The following is a 17,029-nucleotide window of genomic DNA, read 5'->3' on the forward strand; positions in this document are numbered from 1 at the left end:
TGAATCAAAGGAGCGATTACCGTGGCCTCCGTCTGCGACGTCTGCGCGAAGAAGCCGATTTTCGGCAACAACATCTCGCACTCGCACCGCCGTACCCGCCGCCGCTGGAACCCCAACATCCAGACCGTGCGTGCGGTGATCAACGGCACGCCGAAGCGCATGAACGTGTGCACCTCCTGCATCAAGGCAGGCAAGGTCTCCCGCTAGACCACACCTCCGCCGAGCCCGTCACCTCTCCATGAGAGTGACGGGCTTTCGCGTCTCCGAGCTCCCCAGCTCATCCGCAGTGGAAGAAAACCACTCCCACCAGCGATTCCGGCGGGCGATCGCGAATCTCAACACGGAACGTGTCCACCTATCATCACTCCGTGTCTATCACTCTTTCCCCGCCCGCGAGTGCGGCCGACGTCCACCGGGACCGCGAGATGCCAGGCCTCGGCATGGTCCTCTCAGTCAGGCCTGCCGAGGTTTACGGCGATCCGCCTGGTTATACTGACGGTATGACCAAGAAGATCGGCATCAGCCTGCCCGATGACCTGTACGACTGGATGCAGTCCCAGGTCGCTGCCGGCGAGGCCGACTCCATCTCCGGTCTGATCACCAGGATCGTCGCAACCCATCGCCAGCGAATGGAGTTGGCCGCTCTCGTCGCCGATCTCGAGGCGGAGTTCGGCGAGGCCACACCCGAGGAAATGGCCTGGGTCGACCGGGCGATGGCCCTGGCAACGGCCGTCGCCAACGGTGAGCCGCTGCCGAACGACGAGGCGGCGTGACATGATCCGTTCACCACGTTACGTCTTCGACACGGGCGCTCTCATCCAGCTCGAGCGCGGCGACCGCCGGCTGCGGGAGATTTTGAAGCGGGTAACGAAGGCAGAAGCCGAAGCCATCATCCCCCAGACCGTCATCGCGGAGGTCTGGCGGGGAGGCCCGCGCCAGGCTCGGGTGGCGGCGCTGTTGAAGCTGGCCGACGATGCCAGTGCGGAAGCGGTCTCCATCGACGAACTGACGCCCGAACGATCCCGTCAGATCGGCAAGAAGATCGGTGAGTCCGGCCACGACGACATCGTCGACGTGAACGTCGCCCTCTCGGCACGGGACGTCAGAAGCGGGCAGCTCCGGGCGACCGTTCTCACCGCTGATCGAAACGATCTCCTCAAGGTGGACGGCGCACTGGCCATCATCGACGTCTGATCCCGCAGATGGCTGAGGAGCCCGTCACCGGCTTCCGGTGGCGGGCTCTCTCTTGCTGCGGTTATCGCCAGCGCCAGGCGTGGTCGACGGGGCCGATGCCGTCCCCGAGGGGGAAACCCCTGGCGATGGCGCCGGTGACGTAGTCCTTGGCCTGCCGTACCGCACCGGGCACGTCCTCCCCGAGGGCGAGGTAGGAGGCGATGGCAGAAGCAAGAGTGCAGCCCGTCCCGTGGGTGTGCCGGTTGTCGAGCCGCTCGGCGGCGAACCGGTGGGTGGTGGTGCCGTCGGTGAGCAGGTCGACCGGCTCACCGGGGAGGTGGCCACCCTTGACGAGCGCCCACTTGGGGCCCAGGGCCAGTATGGCCTCCGCCGCCCGGGGCAGGTCGTCCTCGTCCTCGACCTTCACGCCGGTGAGCTGCTCGACCTCCCACAGGTTGGGGGTGACGACGGTGGCGGTCGGCAGCAGACGGGCCTTGACGGTCTCGACCGCCTCCGCGGCGAGCAGGCTGTCGCCGTGCTTGGAGACGCCGACCGGGTCGACCACCACCGGCGCCGCCACACCCGCGAGGACCTCGGCGACGGTCTCCACCAGCGGGATGGAAGCCAGCATGCCCGTCTTGATCGCCTGTGCTCCGATATCGCCGAGCACCGAGTCAAGCTGGGCCCGTACGGCCTCCGGCGGCAGCTCCCAGTAGCCCTGCACACCCAGCGAGTTCTGCGCGGTCACCGCGGAGATCACGCTCATGCCGTGCACACCGAGGGCCAGCATCGTCTTGAGGTCCGCCTGGATCCCGGCGCCCCCACCGGAGTCCGAACCCGCGACCGTCAACACGAGCGGAGGTGTCGTCGTCATGCCCCCATCCTTCCAAAACCTGACCAAGCACGATAGCTACCCCAGGACGCCGACACTCTCGGCGGGGGGCGAGAACATAGCGCTGGAAAAGACCAGCAAACGCTCTGATCAGCCCGCACGCCTCATCGAGGGACAATGCACCATGAGACGGCGCGAAGCCATCACCGAACTCGAAACCGCCTATCCGGTGAGGATCACAAGCTCGCAACGGAGTCCTTCAGTCTGGGGAGCACGTCAAACGCTTGCCCTTCTTGGTCGTCCGGTGCGGGCTGCTGAGCAGCTCCTACATCCCGACCGAGCAGACCGGGAGGTGTGGTACGGCTGTCACACACGCGGCAGGCAGTCGGTCTGTCCGGTGGCGGAGACGTTCTGGCCGACCATGTCCAGACGGGCGCTCGCTCGCACACATCCCATACCGGTGAGGAGCAGGTTTCCGTAGGTGGAGTCGATGTGACCCATTTTCCAAATGCTCTTCGTGTTGTCGGCTGGGCGGACGCCTTCAACGGTGAGCTGGCCGACCGTGGTGTCGTCGGGATCGGGGTTGAGCCCGGGCGTGGGATAGAACCAGGGCCAGGCCCCGGCACAACGTGCTGAGTACAGCAGGCTGATCGTGCCCACTGTGATGCCTGCGGGAAGGCGCCGCCCGCGAAGTTGTGCAGTGCGCTGGAGCAGGACCGGAGCGGAGGTGAGGACGACCTTGTCCGTGTGGCATCCGGCGATCGTCGGGTCCGTACCATCCAGGACGCGTGGCATTGACGCTGCGGCTGAGGGTGAGACCTGCGCCGTGACCGCGTGAGGGGACGACGAGGAGATCATCAGTGCGGCCGAGATCGCGACTCCGGTCGCCGCCGCGCTGGCGATCGCCCATGGCCAGGCGCGCCGCCTACGGCCGCCTGCGCTCTCGTCATGGACCAGCGCGAAACCGGCGGCGATCCGGTTTTCGCCGACTGGTTCATCCATGGCGAGTTGGCCATGCTTCACCGGCACAGGCAGCAGGATCGTGATGGGCACCAGGGCGCCACCTTGCCGGTCCGCATCGCCGGAGTCGCTAACGGCGGCGACCGCCTGCATCCATCGCTCCCGCCAGCGGGGCCAGTCGCCCTCGCAGACGAGCACAAAATTCCGCACCACTTTCTCCGAAGGCAACTGATACCCCGCCACCGCTGCGGCGAGCGCGCTCTTGGACACGTCGCACCGGCGAGCCATCTTCCAAAAAGGGGGCTCACCTGCGGCGGCGCGCAGCGCCCGTAGCTCACAGGCGAATCGTTCGACCGGTCCCTCATTCGGATCCAGAGCCCGCATGCGCCGTCCGATGGCTCACCCCTCCTTGACAAGGTGGACAACTATGTTTCGCGTATTTGGACAATGCTCTGCAGTGAATTGTCCAGATCACTTCAGTTTGGACAATTCGCCACATAGAAGGATCTCGTAATGTCCTCGAACAGGGAAGGCCCAGGATGAAGAAACTCGCCCTAGCTCTCGGACTGGCTGGCAGCATGGCAATGACGCTGTGCGTGACGTCGTCGCCGACCTCCGCTACCGCAACCGTCCAGCCGGGCTGGTGTGGCTGGACGCCCGCCAATAACAGCAACATCCTCGCCCGTGTCTACGTCGGACCCGTGAACATCCGAACCGGACAGGGAACCGACTGCAACGTCATCAGTCAGGCGCAGGAGGGCGACTGGGTGTGGCTGCACTGCCAGGTCATCAACGGTGGCGGGGAGCGCTGGTTCTACCTCTGGGACTCGGCCAACGGCAAGACCGGCTGGGTCAAGGCGGGGGCCGTCGAACGTCCGTTTGATCCTCGCACCTGCTGACCCGTTCACTCCCGCACCCCCTTCTCGGCCCGCCGGCCGCACGCGCTCATGCCGATGTCTCCTGACGGCGGGGCTCACTGCCATCCTGACGTCGGCGTCCCGGCGCGCGCGGCCGGCGGGTGCGTCAACAAGTCGCAGAACGGCTGGAAGATCAGCCTATGCGCCGGTAAGGGGCTCTTCGCGGCTGAACAGATGCCGTGATCAGGAGACTACTCGTTGTTTCCCAGTTGGCAATGGCAGCGCGCGTGGATGAACGCCTTCCACGCCGTCCACGGTCCACAGAAAACGAAGTTCACAGGTGAAGCGTTCGACGGGACCTGTGCTGGGATCGAGCGGTCTCATACGTCGCCCCACGGATTCCCCCCGAACGGAAAGGATCGACAGGTGAAGAGAACTATCACCGTCCTCGCACTGGCTGGTGCGGTCGTGACGCTCGCCGCCACCGCGGTACCGGCCTCCGCCACACCATCCACCCAGGCGCCGAACAGCGCCCTCGCCGGCTGCTACAACACGGGCTGCAACGGCAGGGATCCCATTGATCAGGGGTGCACCGACGCCATCACCACCTACTCGCTGTCCACCTCGCTCGGGCGACTGGAGCACCGCTACAGCAGCACCTGCAACGCCTCCTGGGCGCGCATTACCGGCGCGAGTGCGGGTACCTGGTTCTATGTCCAAACGTGCTATGGCCCGTACGTCCAGACCTACAACGTGCCGTCTAGCTACGCCAGCGCCTACACCGACATGGTGCCCGGGCGTGACAACATTCGGGTGGGTAACGCAGTCAACCACGGGCCCTGCTGAACCCAACCCGAGTCTCCGAGCGGGCCGACCGGCGGCAGCTACCGGCCAACCTGGACGACGGGACCGCGTTCGCCATCGACTGCCGCCGGTAGCTTGGCGACCCACGCCTGACCTGATCGGGCCTCAAGCAGCGCTCGCGGTTCGGGAGAAGAAATCGTGGGTTCGAATCCCGCCACGCTAACCATGTAAGGCCAGTGGAAAGGCCGGCTCTCCGGAACCGGCCTTTCCATATTCCCAGACAACCAATCGACCGAACGCCGGTGACGACTCGTACCGATTCCGTGGCGAACGCCGCAAGGCTGGTGCACCGACCGCCCGTTTGCTTTGCCGGTGGCATGATTCTTCAGCGTCGACACCGACCCTCCCGACGAGATCTGGCGGCGCTGAGCGTGGTGAAACCGCTGATAAACACCGCGCTCAGCGCGAGTGTGTTGTGGGGGCTCCGAGCTGCGCACATGGAACTTGTCGACACCCTGCGCTGAGCACCTTGGCACATCATCCGCGGAAGTGGTCCCAGCCCCCACTCATCGTGGGGTGGCCGGTTATCTGGACGCCTTCGCCGGCGGTGACCTCGCCGATGGGTGTCCACTCGGGCGGGAGCCGTACGTCCGGGGGGAACGCCGCGGCGAGGGCGTGGTCGTCGCCGCCGGTCAGCACCCAGTCGAGCGGATCGACCTCGTCACCGAGCACACCGGCGGCCTCCGCGAAAATCTCGGGGATCGGCAGCGCGGCGGGATCCAGCCGGATGCCCACCCCGCTGGCCGCCGCGACGTGACCGAGATCCTGCAGCAGGCCGTCGCTGACGTCGAGCATGGCGGTCGCGCCGAGCCCGGCCGCCTCGGGCCCCTGGGCGTACGGCGGCCGCGGACGCCGATGTGCGTCGACCAGCGCGACCAGACCCGGCGGCAGCCCTCCGGAGCCCCCCGCGCCTTCGCCCGGTGCGTCTCCAGTCCCCGGTACGCCTTCGGATGCCGGGACGGCACCGGAGGCGAGTCCGGCGCGCAGCAGAGCCAGGCCGGCCGCCGCGTAGCCGAGACGGCCGGCGACGGCGACGATGTGGCCGGGACGGGCGCCGGACCGGGTCACCGGCGGCCTGCCGCCGAGGTCGCCGAGCGCGGTCACGCCGATCATGACGATCTCCGACCGCGCGATGTCGCCGCCGGCCACGCCGGTTCCGGCGAGCGCGCACTCGTCGCGGAAGCCGTCCGTCAGCGCGTCCAGCCACTCGATCGCGGTGTCGGCGGGTAGTCCCAGGCCGACGACGAGCGATGTGGGCTCGGCTCCCATGGCGGCGATGTCCGCGAGGTTCTGAGCTGCCGACTTGCGGCCGATGTCGTACCCGCTGGACCAGTCGCGGCGGAAATGTCTCCCCTCGATCAGGACGTCGGTGGTGACCACGACCCGGCCGTCGGGCGCGGTCAGGACCGCGGCGTCATCGCCCGGTCCGAGCAGCACGGCAGGGCTTTGCGAAAGACGACCCGTTATTCGGCTAATTACTCCGAATTCACCGAGTTCTCCAACTGTGATGACACACCCCCTGTGTATTCGAGGTACGGTTACGCTCCGGCACTGATCTCTATCCGGGAGGACGGCATGGTCCACGCCTACATCCTTATCCAGACCGAGGTCGGCAAGGCGGCCAGCGTGGCCGGGGAGATCTCCTCGATCACCGGCGTGACCAAGGCCGAGGACGTCACCGGCCCGTACGACGTGATCGTCCGCGCTGAGGCCAACAACGTGGACGAACTGGGCAAGCTCGTCGTGGCCCAGATCCAGAGCGTGGAGGGGATCACCCGTACACTAACCTGTCCGATCGTTCATATCTGACGAGAGAGCCGGGCAGACGATCCGGCCCGATCTGGCTGGATGGCTATGCGAAGACTGTCCTTTGTTTCCGGGGTGGTAGCCGTCCTGGCCACCATGTCGGCTGCCCTGACCGGGTGCTCCACCACCGTCCATGTCGACCCGCCGTCGCCGACCGGTGCCGCCGCGGAGGCGTGCCGCAGACTCGGCGTCGTACTCCCCCACGCGCTGGACGGCGCCAACCGCACGATGTTCGAGCCCGCATCGTCGTACGTCTCCGTCTGGGGAGACGGAGAGATCATGCTGCGCTGCGGCGTGCCCCGGCCCACGGAGATGGCGCCGACCGACGAGGTCTCCGACATCAACGGGGTCGGGTGGTTCTCCGATCCCCGGCGGCCGCTGCTGTTCACCGCCGTCAACCGGGTGGCGTACGTCGAGGTGACCATCTCGAAGAAGCACATCCCCGGCGAGGTCCTGGTCGACCTCGCCGACCCGATCAAGAAGACCATCCCGGAATAGCCCGCCCCTTCCCCGACGGTCTAGCGCAGGCCGGCCGGGCGGTTCAGCGCGAGCCGGATCATGCGGTCCACCAGTTCCGGGTACGGCAGGCCGCTGGCGGCCCACAGCTTCGGGGCGACCGACTGCGCCGTGAACCCGGGCATGGTGTTGATCTCGTTGACGATCACCTCGCCGGAGGGCGTGTAGAAGAAGTCGACCCTGGCCAGCCCCTCACAGCTCAGCGCTTCGAAGGCGCGCACGGCCATGGCCCGCATCGTCTCGGCCACCTCGCGCGAGATGTCGGCGGGCGCTTCCAGGCGCATCCCGTCGGGGAAGTACTTCGCCTCGAAGTCGTAGAACTCGTGATCCTCGCGGACCCGGACCTCACCGGGCATACTCGCTTCGGGCGCGGCGTCCCCCAGCGACTCCAGCACCGCGCATTCGATCTCCCGGCCGGCGATCGCGGCCTCGACGAGCACCTTCGGATCGTGCTCGCGGGCGAACTCGACAGCGGCCTCCAGCGATGCGGGATCATGCGCTTTGGAGATGCCCTGCGACGACCCGGCCCGAGCGGGCTTCACGAAGACCGGCCAGCCGAGTTCCTCGACCTCCTTGAGCATTCGCGCCCGGTCGGTGCGCCAGTCGCGGTCGCCGATCACCACGAACGGCCCGACCGGCAGCCCGGCGGCCCGCAGAACGAGCTTCATGTATGCCTTGTCCATGCCGATCGCGCTGGCCAGCACACCCGAGCCGACATATCGCACCCCCGCCATCTCCAACAGGCCCTGAATCGTGCCGTCCTCGCCGAACGGGCCATGCAGGACCGGGAACACCACGTCCACCTCGCCGAGCGAGCGCGGGATCTCTCCGGGCTCCAGGGCGACGAGTGAGGCGGACTCCGACGGCAGCGCCAGAGCCGTACCGGTCTCGTCCACGCGGGGCAGGCGGTCGCCCTCGATCGCGTAGGTCTGGTCACCGGGGGCCAGCACCCAGCGTCCGTCCTGGGCGATGCCGATGGGGACGACGTCGTACTTCGACCGGTCGATCACCTCCAGCACGCTGCCCGCCCCCATGAGAGAGACGGCGTGCTCGGAGTTGCGGCCTCCGAAGACGACTGCCACGCGCACGCGTGACCCGGGTCGGGAATCCGTGGTGTCCGAGTTCATGGTGTCCGAATCTACCGCCTCTTGCCGGGCAAAACGGCTCGTCAGCCGCGCGCCCGGCCAATCTATGACCAGGCGTACGGCCAACCTATGATCAGGGCATACGACCCGAGGTCAGACGCCGTAACGCTCGGGTTTGGGGGCCCGGGACATCAGCAGCGCGGCCGCCTCACGGGGCGTCATGCCGTCGTGTACGACGCCCACGACCACCTCGGTGATCGGCATCTCCACGTTGTACTTGCGCGCCAGGCCGAGCACGGACTCGCAGGACTTGACGCCTTCCGCGGTCTGCCTGGTCGCCGCCACGACCTCGTCCAGAGTCATCCCACGCCCCAGGTTCTCGCCGAAGGTGCGGTTGCGGGACAGCGGGGACGTGCAGGTCGCGACGAGGTCGCCCATCCCGGCGAGCCCGGCGAACGTGTGCTGGTCGGCCCCGAGCGCGGCGCCCAGGCGGGCGATCTCGGCGAGCCCGCGGGTCATCAGCACGGCCTGGGCGTTGTCCCCCAGGCCCATGCCCGCCGCGACGCCGACGGCCAGCGCGATGACGTTCTTGACCGCGCCGCCGAGTTCGACCCCGATGACGTCCGGATTGGTGTAGGTGCGAAACCACGGCAGGTGGCAGGCCTCCTGGAGCCGGTCGGCCACCTCGCTGTCGGAGCAGGCGACGACGGTGGCGGCGGGCTGGCGCCCGGCCAGCTCACCGACCAGGTTCGGCCCCGACACGACCGCCACCCGCTGCTCCGGCACCTCGGCCACCTCGCGGATGACCTCGCTCATCCGCTTGCAGGTGCCGAGTTCCACGCCCTTCATGAGGCTGACGAGCACCGCGCCGTCGGGGATGAAGGGCTTCCACTCCACGAGGTTGCGCCGGAGCGTCTGCGCCGGGACCGCGAGCACCACGTAGTCGGCGCCGTCCATCGCTTCGGCGGGGTCGGTGGTGGCGCGCAGCGTCTCGGGAAGCCGCAGGCCCGGCAGATAGTCCGGGTTCTCGTGCCGCTCGTTGATCGCGTCGACGACCGCCGCCCGCCGACCCCACAGGGTCGTACGGGTGCCCGCCTCCGCGAGGATCACCGCGAACATGGTGCCCCACGAGCCGGTTCCGAACACGACCGCCTTGCTCACTTGCCGCCCCCGCCACTCCTGCTCCCACCGGGCTCGCTCCCGTCCCGGTCGTCCCTCACCGTACGCCCTGTCAGGCGCTCTCACCGTTCTTGGGGTCGTACGGAACGTCCGGCGCCTTCTCGTCGCGGATCTCCGCGAGCAGGCCGGTGATGTCCGCCATGATGTCGGCGGTCGCCTCGCGCAGGACCGACGCCCGCAGCGGCTGCCCGGCGTACTTGGTCAGGTCGACGGGCGGCCCGGCGAGCACCTGGAACTTCTTGCGCGGAAACAGCCGCGGCTTCTTCGCGCCGTACGGCAGGAGATCCTGGGCCCCCCAGTGAGCGATCGGGATCACCGGCACGCCGGTCTTGAGTGCCAGGCGGGCGACTCCCGTCTTGCCCTCCATCGGCCAGAGATCGGGATCGCGGGTGATCGTGCCCTCCACGTAGAACAGGATGCACGCCCCCGCCCGCAGCCGCTCCTCGGCGATCTTCAGCGACTGGGTGGCCTCGGTGCTGCCGCGGTGGACGGGGATCGCCTGGAGCTGGGTGACCGCGTGACCAAGGAAGCGCACCTTGAAGAGCCCGGCCTTGGCCAGGATCGTCGGCCAGCGCCCGGTGTTGTAGATGTAGTGCGAGAGCAACACCGGGTCCGACCAGGACAGGTGGTTGGCGGCGAGGATCAGGCCCCCCTCGCGCGGCACGTGCTCTCCACCGCGCCAGTTCCGTTTCACGAACAGCCGTGACAGCGGTTTGACGACGACGACCGCGAGGGCCTCCCAGAAGCGGGGCGGACGTCCGGCTCGGCGGCGGCGGGGCTTAGTCACTGGGGTTTCTCTCCAAGATCTTCCGAGATCACGGGATGACCGCGGGATGCGGCACAAGTCTCCCGGTTGGCCATCGGAAATGTCGAGGCGGGATGCTTGACGACATGCAGTGCACGCGATGGTCCATTGTGGTCCCCGTCAAGACCCTGATCCGGGCGAAGACACGCCTGGCCGCGGCGGCCGGGCCGTACCGTGCCGATCTCGCGGTGGCGGTCGCGTGCGACACGGTGTCGGCGGCGCTGCGCTGCCCGCTGGTGGCACGCGTGGTGGTGGTGACGGCGGACCCGGTGCCGGCGCGGCGCCTCGCGGAGGTGGGCGCCCACGTGGTGGCCGACCCGGACCGAGGCCTCAACACCGCCCTGCGCTTCGGCGCCGTCGAGGCCGTACGGCTCGCGCCCGCCGACGCGATCGGGGCGCTGCAGGCCGACCTGCCGGCGCTGCGGCCCGCCGAACTGGAGCACGTGCTGGCCGCGGCCGCGGAGTTCGAGCAGTCGTTCGTCCCCGACGCCGCCGACGTGGGCACCACCTTCTACGGCGTACGGCCCGGCGTGCCGTTCCTGCCCGGTTTCGGCGGCGAGTCCCGGGCGCGGCACCTGTCCGGCGGAGCCAAGGAGCTGACCCTGGACGGCGTCTCCTCGGTCCGGCGGGACGTCGACACGGTGGAGGACCTGCGCGAGGCCCTCGCCCTGGGCGTCGGCCCCGCCACCGCGGCGGTCGCCGCGCTCCTGAACTCGGTCTAGTGGGACGCCTCGGCGTCCTCACGTGCCCGTCTGGGCAGGAGGAAGGCCGTCGCGAACACCGCGAGGAGCATGCCCGCAACCACCCAGAGCGTGACCTTCATGGCGTGGTCGAAGCTCGCCGGCGTGGGGACGCTCCCGAGCCGGTCGAAGAAGACCGTGCCCAGCAGCGCCACGCCGAACGCGTTGCCGAGTTGCTGGACCGCCGTCAGCGTGCCGGACGCGGAACCCGTCTCATGCTGCTCCACCCCGGCCAGCACGATGTCGAAGAACGGCGCCATCAGCAGGCTCATGCCGATGCCGGCGACGACGAGAGCGGGCGTGAGCTGCCAGGGCGTGACCTGCGTCCCGGCGATGTTCAGCGTGAGCAGGACCCCGAGCACACCCAGGGTCATGATCAGGACTCCGCCCTGCAGCACCTTGCGGCCGAACCTCTGCAGCGGCTGGACGATTCCGAAACCCACGACCATGCCGGCCGACCACGGCACCATCGCCAGGCCCGCCTTGAGCGTCGAGTAGCCGAGCCCGATCTGCGTGAAGAGGTTGAACACCAGCATGAACCCGGCCATGCCGGCGAAGAACACCAGGCCGGTGGCCATGCCGCCGGTGAACGCCCGCTTGCTGAACAGGCTGGGCACGACCAGCGGATCCCCACCCTGACGGCTCTTACGTGACTGGAGCCGGGCGAAGACCGCGAACACCGCGACCGAGGCGCCCAGCATGATGAACGTCCAGGCCGGCCAGCCGTTCTCGCGCCCCTGGACCAGCGGATAGATCACCAGGAAACCGCCCAGGGTCGCCAGGACGACTCCGGGGAGGTCGAGCCGCAGCGGGTGCGGCGACCTCGACTCGGGCAGGAAGCGCAGCCCGGCGAGCAGCGCGGCGAGGCCGAGCGGCAGGTTGACAAAGAAGATCATTCGCCAGCCCGAGCCGAAGTAGTCGGCCTGCACCAGCCAGCCCGCCAGGATCGGCCCGCCGACGGCGGACAGTCCCATGACCGGGCCGAAGAACGAGAAGGCCGCCGCCATCTCCTTCGGCGGGAACATCTCCTTGATCATGCCGAGTCCCTGTGGCAGCATGACGGCGCCGAACAGGCCCTGGGCGACGCGTGCCGCGATCAGCATGCCGGGTGACTGTGCGGCCCCGCACAGTAGCGAAGCCAGCGTGAAGCCGACCGCACCGATCAGGAACATGCGCTTGCGCCCCACGATGTCACCGAGCCGGCCTCCGGTGATGAGACCGACCGCCATGGAGAGCATGTATGCGGCGCCGAGCCACTGGATGGTCGCGCCGGTGCCGCCGAGATCGGCCCGCATGCTCGGGGCGGCGATGTTGGTCACCATCGCGTCGAGGAGGTCCATCACCTCCGCCGCCAGAATCACGAAAAGGGCGGCCCAGCGCCACCGGTACGGCACCGCCTCGTCATCCGGTGGCGCCGAGACCGGCGCCGTGAGATCCGCAGGGTTGGCCATCGCTCCTCCTTGAGTTGTGTGGCTTTCTGCGATATGAACACTGTTCTCTGAGAGAACAGTGTTCAGCGCAAATCCGTACACACGATATATCTCATTCGTGGGGATGACAAGATATATCGTGAAGGTGCGAGCAGTGTTCACCTCGTGGTAGCACCGTTCACTACGATGTCCCGGGGAGAGCGGGAGGCTCGGAAGATGAGCGAGAAGGACATGCCCACGCCGCCGTGGGAGCGTCCGCGCAGGCGCCCGGCCCCGGCCCGGATCCCCCTGACCCGCGACCGGATCGTCGAGGCCGCTTTCGTCGTCCTCGACCGGGAGGGCTACGACCGGCTGAGCATGCGCCAGGTGGCGGCCGAGCTGGGCGTGGCCGTCTCAGCCCTGTACGCCCATATCAGCGGCAAGGACGACCTGCTGGAGCTGATGTACCACCGCCTGTTCGACGGTGCCGAGGTGCCCGATCCCGATCCCGCCCGCTGGCAGCAGCAGATCAGGGAGTACGCCTCGCAGAGCCGGGACCGGCTGAAGCGCCACCGTGACGCGGCGCGGATCTCCATGGGCAATGTCCCCTTCTCACCTGAGTTGCTCCCCCACATGGAACGGCTCCTCGCCCTCTTGAGCGCGGCCGGCCTGCCCGACCGGGTGACGGCGATCGCCGGCGACCTGCTGTCGACGTACGTGAACGGGTTCGTCCTGGAGGAAGGCATGTGGGCCGAGCGCTACCGGGACACGGACGTCAGGTCGTGGGAGGCGATGCGCGACGAGATCCGCGGCTACTTCGCCTCCCTTCCTCCGGACCGGTTCCCGAACATGGTGAGACTGGCCGAGCTGATGGTGGACGAGTCCAACGACTACCGGTACGACCTCGGTCTCGAGATCATCCTCCGCGGCCTCGCCTCGTACATCGGCGATCAGAGCATGCCACGCGAGCACGGGTAGGCTGATCGCGTGCAGGCCACGGTCAAGGTGTTCGAACCCGAGACGCGTTCGGGCTCGGTGTTCCTCGATGACGGTACGGAGATGCCGTTCGACGCGGAGGCGTTCGACGCGGGACCGCTGCGGCACCTGCGCTCCGGGCAGCGGGTCAACATCGTCCTCGCGGCCGGGCGCGTCACCTACGTCACGCTCTCGACGTTCCCCACACCCTGATGACCGGCGTTCCCCACACCCTGACCGGCGTTCCCCACACCCTGAGCCAGCCGCGATACGACGAACGGCGCCCGGAAAGATCATCCGGGCGCCGTTCGAGGTCGTTCTTGTTCCGGCCGATGGCTAACTCTTCTTTGCCGACGCCTTACCGCCGGCGTTGACCTGCTCCTTGAACTCGGCGCCAGGGCGGAACCTGGGCGCCCAACTCTCCTCGACCTTGATGGGGTCGCCGGTCGAAGGGTTACGAGCCGTACGAGCGGGCTTGTGCACCATCTCAAAGGCGCCGAAGCCGGTGATCGAGACCTTGTCACCGCTGGCGACGGCGTTCTGGATCGCGTCGAGAACGGCGTTGACCGCCTCGGTCGCCGTCTTCTTGTCACCGACGCGATCAGTGATCGCCTCGACGAGTTCCTTCTTGTTCATTTGGTTCCCTCCCCCTTACGCGCTTGAAATTAGGGGACGAGGTCTCGGGACTCAATCACCGGGCGGCAAGTTTCGCCTGCTCGGCGTGTCGGATCTGCCGTCCAGATAGGCGATGAAGACGTCCAGCCGATCGGCCGCGTGGGCTATGTCCCGTTTTGCCACGTCACAGATCGAGAGCAGCCGTCGCGTGAGGCGGGCTTTCTCCTCCTGTGGCAAGGCTAACGCCCTGACACGGCGATGCGCATCACGCAGTCGCCGCGCCAGTCGGTCCTCCGGGGTCTGGGCCTCGCTCAGACGGTCGTCGGCAGCCATGGCTGCCGTCCATTCTCGTACACCTCGATGTCGTCCGCGTGACGCAGGGTCAGGCCGATGTCGTCCAGGCCCTCCATGAGCCGCCAGCGCGTGTAGTCGTCGATCTCGAAGGATGCGGCGACGTCACCGAAGCGCACCTGCCGCTCGGCCAGGTCCACGGTGACCTCGGTGGCCGGGTCGGCCTCGACCGCCGCCTGCAGGCGCCCGACGACGTCCTCCGGCAGCACGACCGGCAGGAGACCCATCTTCGTGGAGTTGTTCCGGAAGATGTCACCGAACCGCGAGGAGATCACGACGCGGAAGCCGTACTGCTGGAGGGCCCAGACGGCGTGCTCGCGGGACGATCCGGTGCCGAAGTCCGGACCGGAGACGAGGATCGTGGCCCCTGCGTAGGCGGGGTCGTTCAGGACGAAGGACGGGTCCTCCCGCCAGGCGGAGAACAGGCCCTTCTCGAAGCCGGTGCGGCTGACCTGCTTGAGCCACACGGCCGGGATGATCTGGTCGGTGTCGACGTTGCTGCGCCGCAGCGGTACGGCCCGGCCGGTGTGCGTGGTGAAGGCGTCCATGATGGTCTCTCCTGGGTCCGAAGGAGGCGGGTCAGAGGTCGGCGGGGGCGGTCAGGCGGCCGGTGACCGCGGTCGCGGCGGCGACGGCCGGCGACACGAGGTGCGTGCGGCCGCCCTTGCCCTGGCGGCCCTCGAAGTTGCGGTTGGAGGTCGAGGCGCTGCGCTCACCCGGCTTGAGCGTGTCGGGGTTCATGCCCAGGCACATCGAGCAGCCCGCCTCACGCCACTCGGCGCCGGAGGCCTTGAACACCTCGTGCAGGCCCTCCTCCTCCGCGGCCTTCTTGACCTGCATCGAGCCGGGCACGATCAGCGTGCGGGTGACGACCTCGCGACCGCGCAGGATCTCGGCGGCGGCCCGCAGGTCCTCCAGCCGTCCGTTGGTGCAGGAGCCGACGAAGACCGTGTCGACCTCGACGTCGCGCAGCGGGGTGCCCGCGGCGAGGCCCATGTACTCCAGCGCTCGCTCGGCCGCCGCCCGCTCGACGGGGTCGGCGAAGTCCTCGGGAGAGGGTACGGCCGAGCCGAGCGGTACACCCTGCCCCGGGTTGGTGCCCCACGTGACGAACGGCGTCAGCGTCGCGGCGTCGATCTCGACGACCTTGTCGAACACGGCGGCGTCGTCGGTGCGCAGGGTCTTCCAGTACTCGACGGCCTGGTCCCAGGCGGCTCCCGTGGGCGCGTGCGGACGGCCGCGCAGGTATTCGAAGGTGGTCTCGTCCGGAGCGATCATGCCCGCCCGGGCGCCGGCCTCGATCGACATGTTGCAGATCGTCATGCGGCCCTCCATGGAGAGCTTGCGGATGGCCTCACCGCGGTACTCCACGATGTGGCCCTGGCCGCCGCCGGTGCCGATCTTGGCGATGATGGCGAGGATGAGGTCCTTGGCGGTGACGCCGACCGGCAGGTCGCCCTTGACCTCGATGGCCATCGTCCTGGGCCGGTAGGCGGGCAGCGTCTGCGTGGCCAGCACGTGCTCGACCTCGGAGGTGCCGATGCCGAACGCGATGCCCCCGAACGCGCCATGCGTCGAGGTGTGGGAGTCGCCGCAGACGATCGTCATGCCGGGCTGGGTGAGGCCGAACTGCGGGCCGATGATGTGCACCACGCCCTGGCCCGCGTCACCCATCGGGTGCAGTCGGACACCGAACTCGGCGGCGTTCTTGCGCAGGGTCTCGACCTGGGTGCGCGACACCGGGTCGGAGATGGGCCCCAGCACGGTCGGGACGTTGTGGTCCTCGGTGGCGATCGTCAGATCGGGGCGGCGCACCTTCCTGCCGGCGAGCCTCAGGCCGTCGAACGCCTGCGGGCTGGTCACCTCGTGGACGAGGTGGAGGTCGATGTAGAGCAGGTCGGGCTCGCCCTCGGCGCGCCGTACGACGTGCTGCTCCCAGACTTTCTCGGCCAGTGTTCGACCCGTCGGTGTGCGATCCGTCGGTGTGCGACCCATGGTGAAACGCCTCCTTGCGCTCGGCCCCCGGGCTGTGTCTCGAAAGACGAGACGGAAATATCGGGATATGGACACTTTATATACTGATTTCCCGTATTGCGTTTGCATCTCGGATACCGAGACGGCAGTATCGGGGTATGGACAACTCTAGCGGGGTCGGAGTACTCGACAAGGCGGTTCTCGTACTCAACGCACTGGAGGCGGGCCCCGCTTCCCTGGCACAGCTCGTCCAGGCGACCGGCCTGGCCCGGCCGACCGCCCACCGGCTGGCGGTCGCACTCGAGTACCACCGCATCGTCTCCCGTGACACGCAGGGGCGTTTCGTCCTCGGGCCTCGGCTGTCCGAACTGTCCACGGCCGCCGGCGAGGACCGGCTGCTCGCCGTGGCGGGTCCGGTGCTCACCCAGCTCCGCGACCTCACCGGCGAAAGCGCCCAGCTCTACCGCCGGCAGGGGGACGAGCGGGTCTGCGTGGCCGCGGCGGAGCGCACCAGCGGGCTGCGCGACACCGTGCCCGTCGGCTCGGCACTGCCCATGGGCGCGGGATCGGCGGCGCAGATCCTGCTCGCCTGGGAGGACCCGGACCGGCTACACCGCGGCCTGCGCGGCGCCAAGTTCACCGCCACGACGCTGTCGAGCGTACGCAGGAGGGGCTGGGCGCACAGCATCGGCGAGCGCGAGCAGGGCGTCGCCAGCGTCTCGGCTCCGATCCGCGGCTCGGGCGGCAAGGTCATCGCGGCCGTCTCCGTGTCCGGGCCGATCGAGCGTCTCACGCGCACGCCCGGGCGGATGCACGCCGGACCGGTGGTGGCCGCCGCCGAACGGATCACGGAAGCGATGCGGCGGGCAAACTGATTAGAGCCGGAGC

Annotated in this window: 22 protein-coding genes; 11 read left to right on the forward strand and 11 right to left on the reverse strand. The window is 68.3% G+C overall.

Annotation, left to right across the window (positions count from 1 at the left end; genetic code table 11):
* Nucleotides 1-21 precede the first annotated feature (21 nt).
* The 3 genes from rpmB (at nucleotide 22) to ACFHYQ_RS09220 (ending at nucleotide 1,194) form a co-directional block, all read left to right on the forward strand.
* Nucleotides 22-207: a 50S ribosomal protein L28 gene (gene rpmB / locus ACFHYQ_RS09210; RefSeq protein WP_394300683.1), complete on the forward strand. Its 186-nt coding sequence runs from the start codon at nucleotides 22-24 to the stop codon at nucleotides 205-207.
* A 293-nt stretch (nucleotides 208-500) separates the two neighbouring features.
* Nucleotides 501-773: a hypothetical protein gene (locus tag ACFHYQ_RS09215; RefSeq protein WP_394300684.1), complete on the forward strand. Its 273-nt coding sequence runs from the start codon at nucleotides 501-503 to the stop codon at nucleotides 771-773.
* A gap of 1 nt (nucleotide 774) precedes the next feature.
* Nucleotides 775-1,194: a PIN domain-containing protein gene (locus ACFHYQ_RS09220; protein WP_394300685.1), complete on the forward strand. Its 420-nt coding sequence runs from the start codon at nucleotides 775-777 to the stop codon at nucleotides 1,192-1,194.
* A 61-nt stretch (nucleotides 1,195-1,255) separates the two neighbouring features.
* On the opposite strand, the gene thiD is transcribed toward ACFHYQ_RS09220, so the two are convergent.
* Both thiD and ACFHYQ_RS09230 read right to left on the reverse strand, forming a co-directional pair.
* On the reverse strand, nucleotides 1,256-2,047 hold the full coding sequence (gene thiD / locus ACFHYQ_RS09225) for a bifunctional hydroxymethylpyrimidine kinase/phosphomethylpyrimidine kinase (protein WP_394300686.1): 792 nt from the start codon (nucleotides 2,045-2,047) through the stop codon (nucleotides 1,256-1,258).
* Between the two features lie 324 nt (nucleotides 2,048-2,371).
* Nucleotides 2,372-3,175, reverse strand: coding sequence for a hypothetical protein (locus ACFHYQ_RS09230; RefSeq protein ID WP_394300687.1), 804 nt, complete (start codon nucleotides 3,173-3,175; stop codon nucleotides 2,372-2,374).
* A gap of 329 nt (nucleotides 3,176-3,504) precedes the next feature.
* On the opposite strand from ACFHYQ_RS09230, the gene ACFHYQ_RS09235 reads away from it, so the two are divergent.
* A complete protein-coding gene (locus tag ACFHYQ_RS09235; protein ID WP_394300688.1) occupies nucleotides 3,505-3,864 on the forward strand; it encodes an SH3 domain-containing protein in 360 nt (119 codons plus the stop codon).
* Nucleotides 3,865-4,248: 384 nt separating this feature from the next.
* Nucleotides 4,249-4,668 carry a DUF2690 domain-containing protein gene (locus ACFHYQ_RS09240; protein ID WP_394300689.1) on the forward strand — a complete coding sequence of 140 codons (420 nt, stop codon included), beginning with the start codon at nucleotides 4,249-4,251 and terminating at the stop codon, nucleotides 4,666-4,668.
* Between the two features lie 495 nt (nucleotides 4,669-5,163).
* On the opposite strand, the gene ACFHYQ_RS09245 is transcribed toward ACFHYQ_RS09240, so the two are convergent.
* Nucleotides 5,164-6,213 carry a thiamine-phosphate kinase gene (locus ACFHYQ_RS09245; protein ID WP_394300864.1) on the reverse strand — a complete coding sequence of 350 codons (1,050 nt, stop codon included), beginning with the start codon at nucleotides 6,211-6,213 and terminating at the stop codon, nucleotides 5,164-5,166.
* A 48-nt stretch (nucleotides 6,214-6,261) separates the two neighbouring features.
* Between ACFHYQ_RS09245 and ACFHYQ_RS09250 the strand changes: the two genes are divergently transcribed.
* Complete coding sequence (locus tag ACFHYQ_RS09250; protein WP_204016392.1) at nucleotides 6,262-6,495, forward strand: Lrp/AsnC family transcriptional regulator; 234 nt, start codon at nucleotides 6,262-6,264, stop codon at nucleotides 6,493-6,495.
* Nucleotides 6,496-6,534: 39 nt separating this feature from the next.
* Entirely contained in the window at nucleotides 6,535-6,990 is a 456-nt protein-coding gene (locus ACFHYQ_RS09255; RefSeq protein WP_394300690.1) for a DUF3515 domain-containing protein, read from the forward strand.
* Between the two features lie 20 nt (nucleotides 6,991-7,010).
* On the opposite strand, the gene ACFHYQ_RS09260 is transcribed toward ACFHYQ_RS09255, so the two are convergent.
* The 3 genes from ACFHYQ_RS09260 to ACFHYQ_RS09270 form a co-directional block, all read right to left on the reverse strand.
* Nucleotides 7,011-8,135, reverse strand: a complete 1,125-nt coding sequence (locus tag ACFHYQ_RS09260; RefSeq protein WP_204016391.1) for a D-alanine--D-alanine ligase family protein — start codon at nucleotides 8,133-8,135, stop codon at nucleotides 7,011-7,013.
* Nucleotides 8,136-8,246: 111 nt separating this feature from the next.
* Complete coding sequence (locus ACFHYQ_RS09265; RefSeq protein ID WP_394300691.1) at nucleotides 8,247-9,254, reverse strand: NAD(P)H-dependent glycerol-3-phosphate dehydrogenase; 1,008 nt, start codon at nucleotides 9,252-9,254, stop codon at nucleotides 8,247-8,249.
* 70 nt (nucleotides 9,255-9,324) lie between these two features.
* Nucleotides 9,325-10,059, reverse strand: coding sequence for a lysophospholipid acyltransferase family protein (locus ACFHYQ_RS09270; RefSeq protein ID WP_394300692.1), 735 nt, complete (start codon nucleotides 10,057-10,059; stop codon nucleotides 9,325-9,327).
* Between the two features lie 104 nt (nucleotides 10,060-10,163).
* Between ACFHYQ_RS09270 and cofC the strand changes: the two genes are divergently transcribed.
* Entirely contained in the window at nucleotides 10,164-10,799 is a 636-nt protein-coding gene (gene cofC / locus ACFHYQ_RS09275) for a 2-phospho-L-lactate guanylyltransferase (RefSeq protein ID WP_394300693.1), read from the forward strand.
* Here the strand turns inward: cofC and ACFHYQ_RS09280 are convergent.
* Nucleotides 10,796-12,268 (reverse strand): MFS transporter, encoded by a 1,473-nt coding sequence (locus tag ACFHYQ_RS09280; protein WP_394300694.1) that lies wholly within the window; start codon nucleotides 12,266-12,268, stop codon nucleotides 10,796-10,798. The genes cofC and ACFHYQ_RS09280 overlap by 4 nt on opposite strands.
* A 195-nt stretch (nucleotides 12,269-12,463) precedes the next feature.
* On the opposite strand from ACFHYQ_RS09280, the gene ACFHYQ_RS09285 reads away from it, so the two are divergent.
* Nucleotides 12,464-13,204: a TetR/AcrR family transcriptional regulator gene (locus ACFHYQ_RS09285; RefSeq protein WP_394300695.1), complete on the forward strand. Its 741-nt coding sequence runs from the start codon at nucleotides 12,464-12,466 to the stop codon at nucleotides 13,202-13,204.
* 9 nt (nucleotides 13,205-13,213) lie between these two features.
* A complete protein-coding gene (locus ACFHYQ_RS09290) occupies nucleotides 13,214-13,414 on the forward strand; it encodes a hypothetical protein (RefSeq protein ID WP_394300696.1) in 201 nt (66 codons plus the stop codon).
* A gap of 123 nt (nucleotides 13,415-13,537) precedes the next feature.
* On the opposite strand, the gene ACFHYQ_RS09295 is transcribed toward ACFHYQ_RS09290, so the two are convergent.
* Genes ACFHYQ_RS09295 through leuC form a run of 4 tightly spaced genes read right to left on the reverse strand, consistent with a single transcriptional unit; the run spans nucleotide 13,538 to nucleotide 16,162 of the window.
* Nucleotides 13,538-13,837: an HU family DNA-binding protein gene (locus tag ACFHYQ_RS09295; RefSeq protein ID WP_204016384.1), complete on the reverse strand. Its 300-nt coding sequence runs from the start codon at nucleotides 13,835-13,837 to the stop codon at nucleotides 13,538-13,540.
* A gap of 51 nt (nucleotides 13,838-13,888) precedes the next feature.
* A complete protein-coding gene (locus tag ACFHYQ_RS09300) occupies nucleotides 13,889-14,149 on the reverse strand; it encodes an SCO5555 family protein (protein WP_394300697.1) in 261 nt (86 codons plus the stop codon).
* A complete protein-coding gene (gene leuD / locus ACFHYQ_RS09305) occupies nucleotides 14,128-14,715 on the reverse strand; it encodes a 3-isopropylmalate dehydratase small subunit (RefSeq protein ID WP_204016382.1) in 588 nt (195 codons plus the stop codon). The genes ACFHYQ_RS09300 and leuD overlap by 22 nt, the downstream gene beginning before the upstream one ends.
* A 31-nt stretch (nucleotides 14,716-14,746) precedes the next feature.
* Nucleotides 14,747-16,162: a 3-isopropylmalate dehydratase large subunit gene (leuC, locus tag ACFHYQ_RS09310; protein ID WP_394300698.1), complete on the reverse strand. Its 1,416-nt coding sequence runs from the start codon at nucleotides 16,160-16,162 to the stop codon at nucleotides 14,747-14,749.
* Nucleotides 16,163-16,299: 137 nt separating this feature from the next.
* Here leuC and ACFHYQ_RS09315 point away from each other — a divergent pair, with 137 nt between their 5' ends.
* A complete protein-coding gene (locus ACFHYQ_RS09315; protein WP_394300699.1) occupies nucleotides 16,300-17,016 on the forward strand; it encodes an IclR family transcriptional regulator in 717 nt (238 codons plus the stop codon).
* The last annotated feature ends 13 nt before the right edge of the window (nucleotides 17,017-17,029 follow it).

The sequence above is a fragment of the Sphaerimonospora cavernae genome, from assembly GCF_042435035.1.
Lineage (GTDB): Bacteria > Actinomycetota > Actinomycetes > Streptosporangiales > Streptosporangiaceae > Sphaerimonospora > Sphaerimonospora cavernae.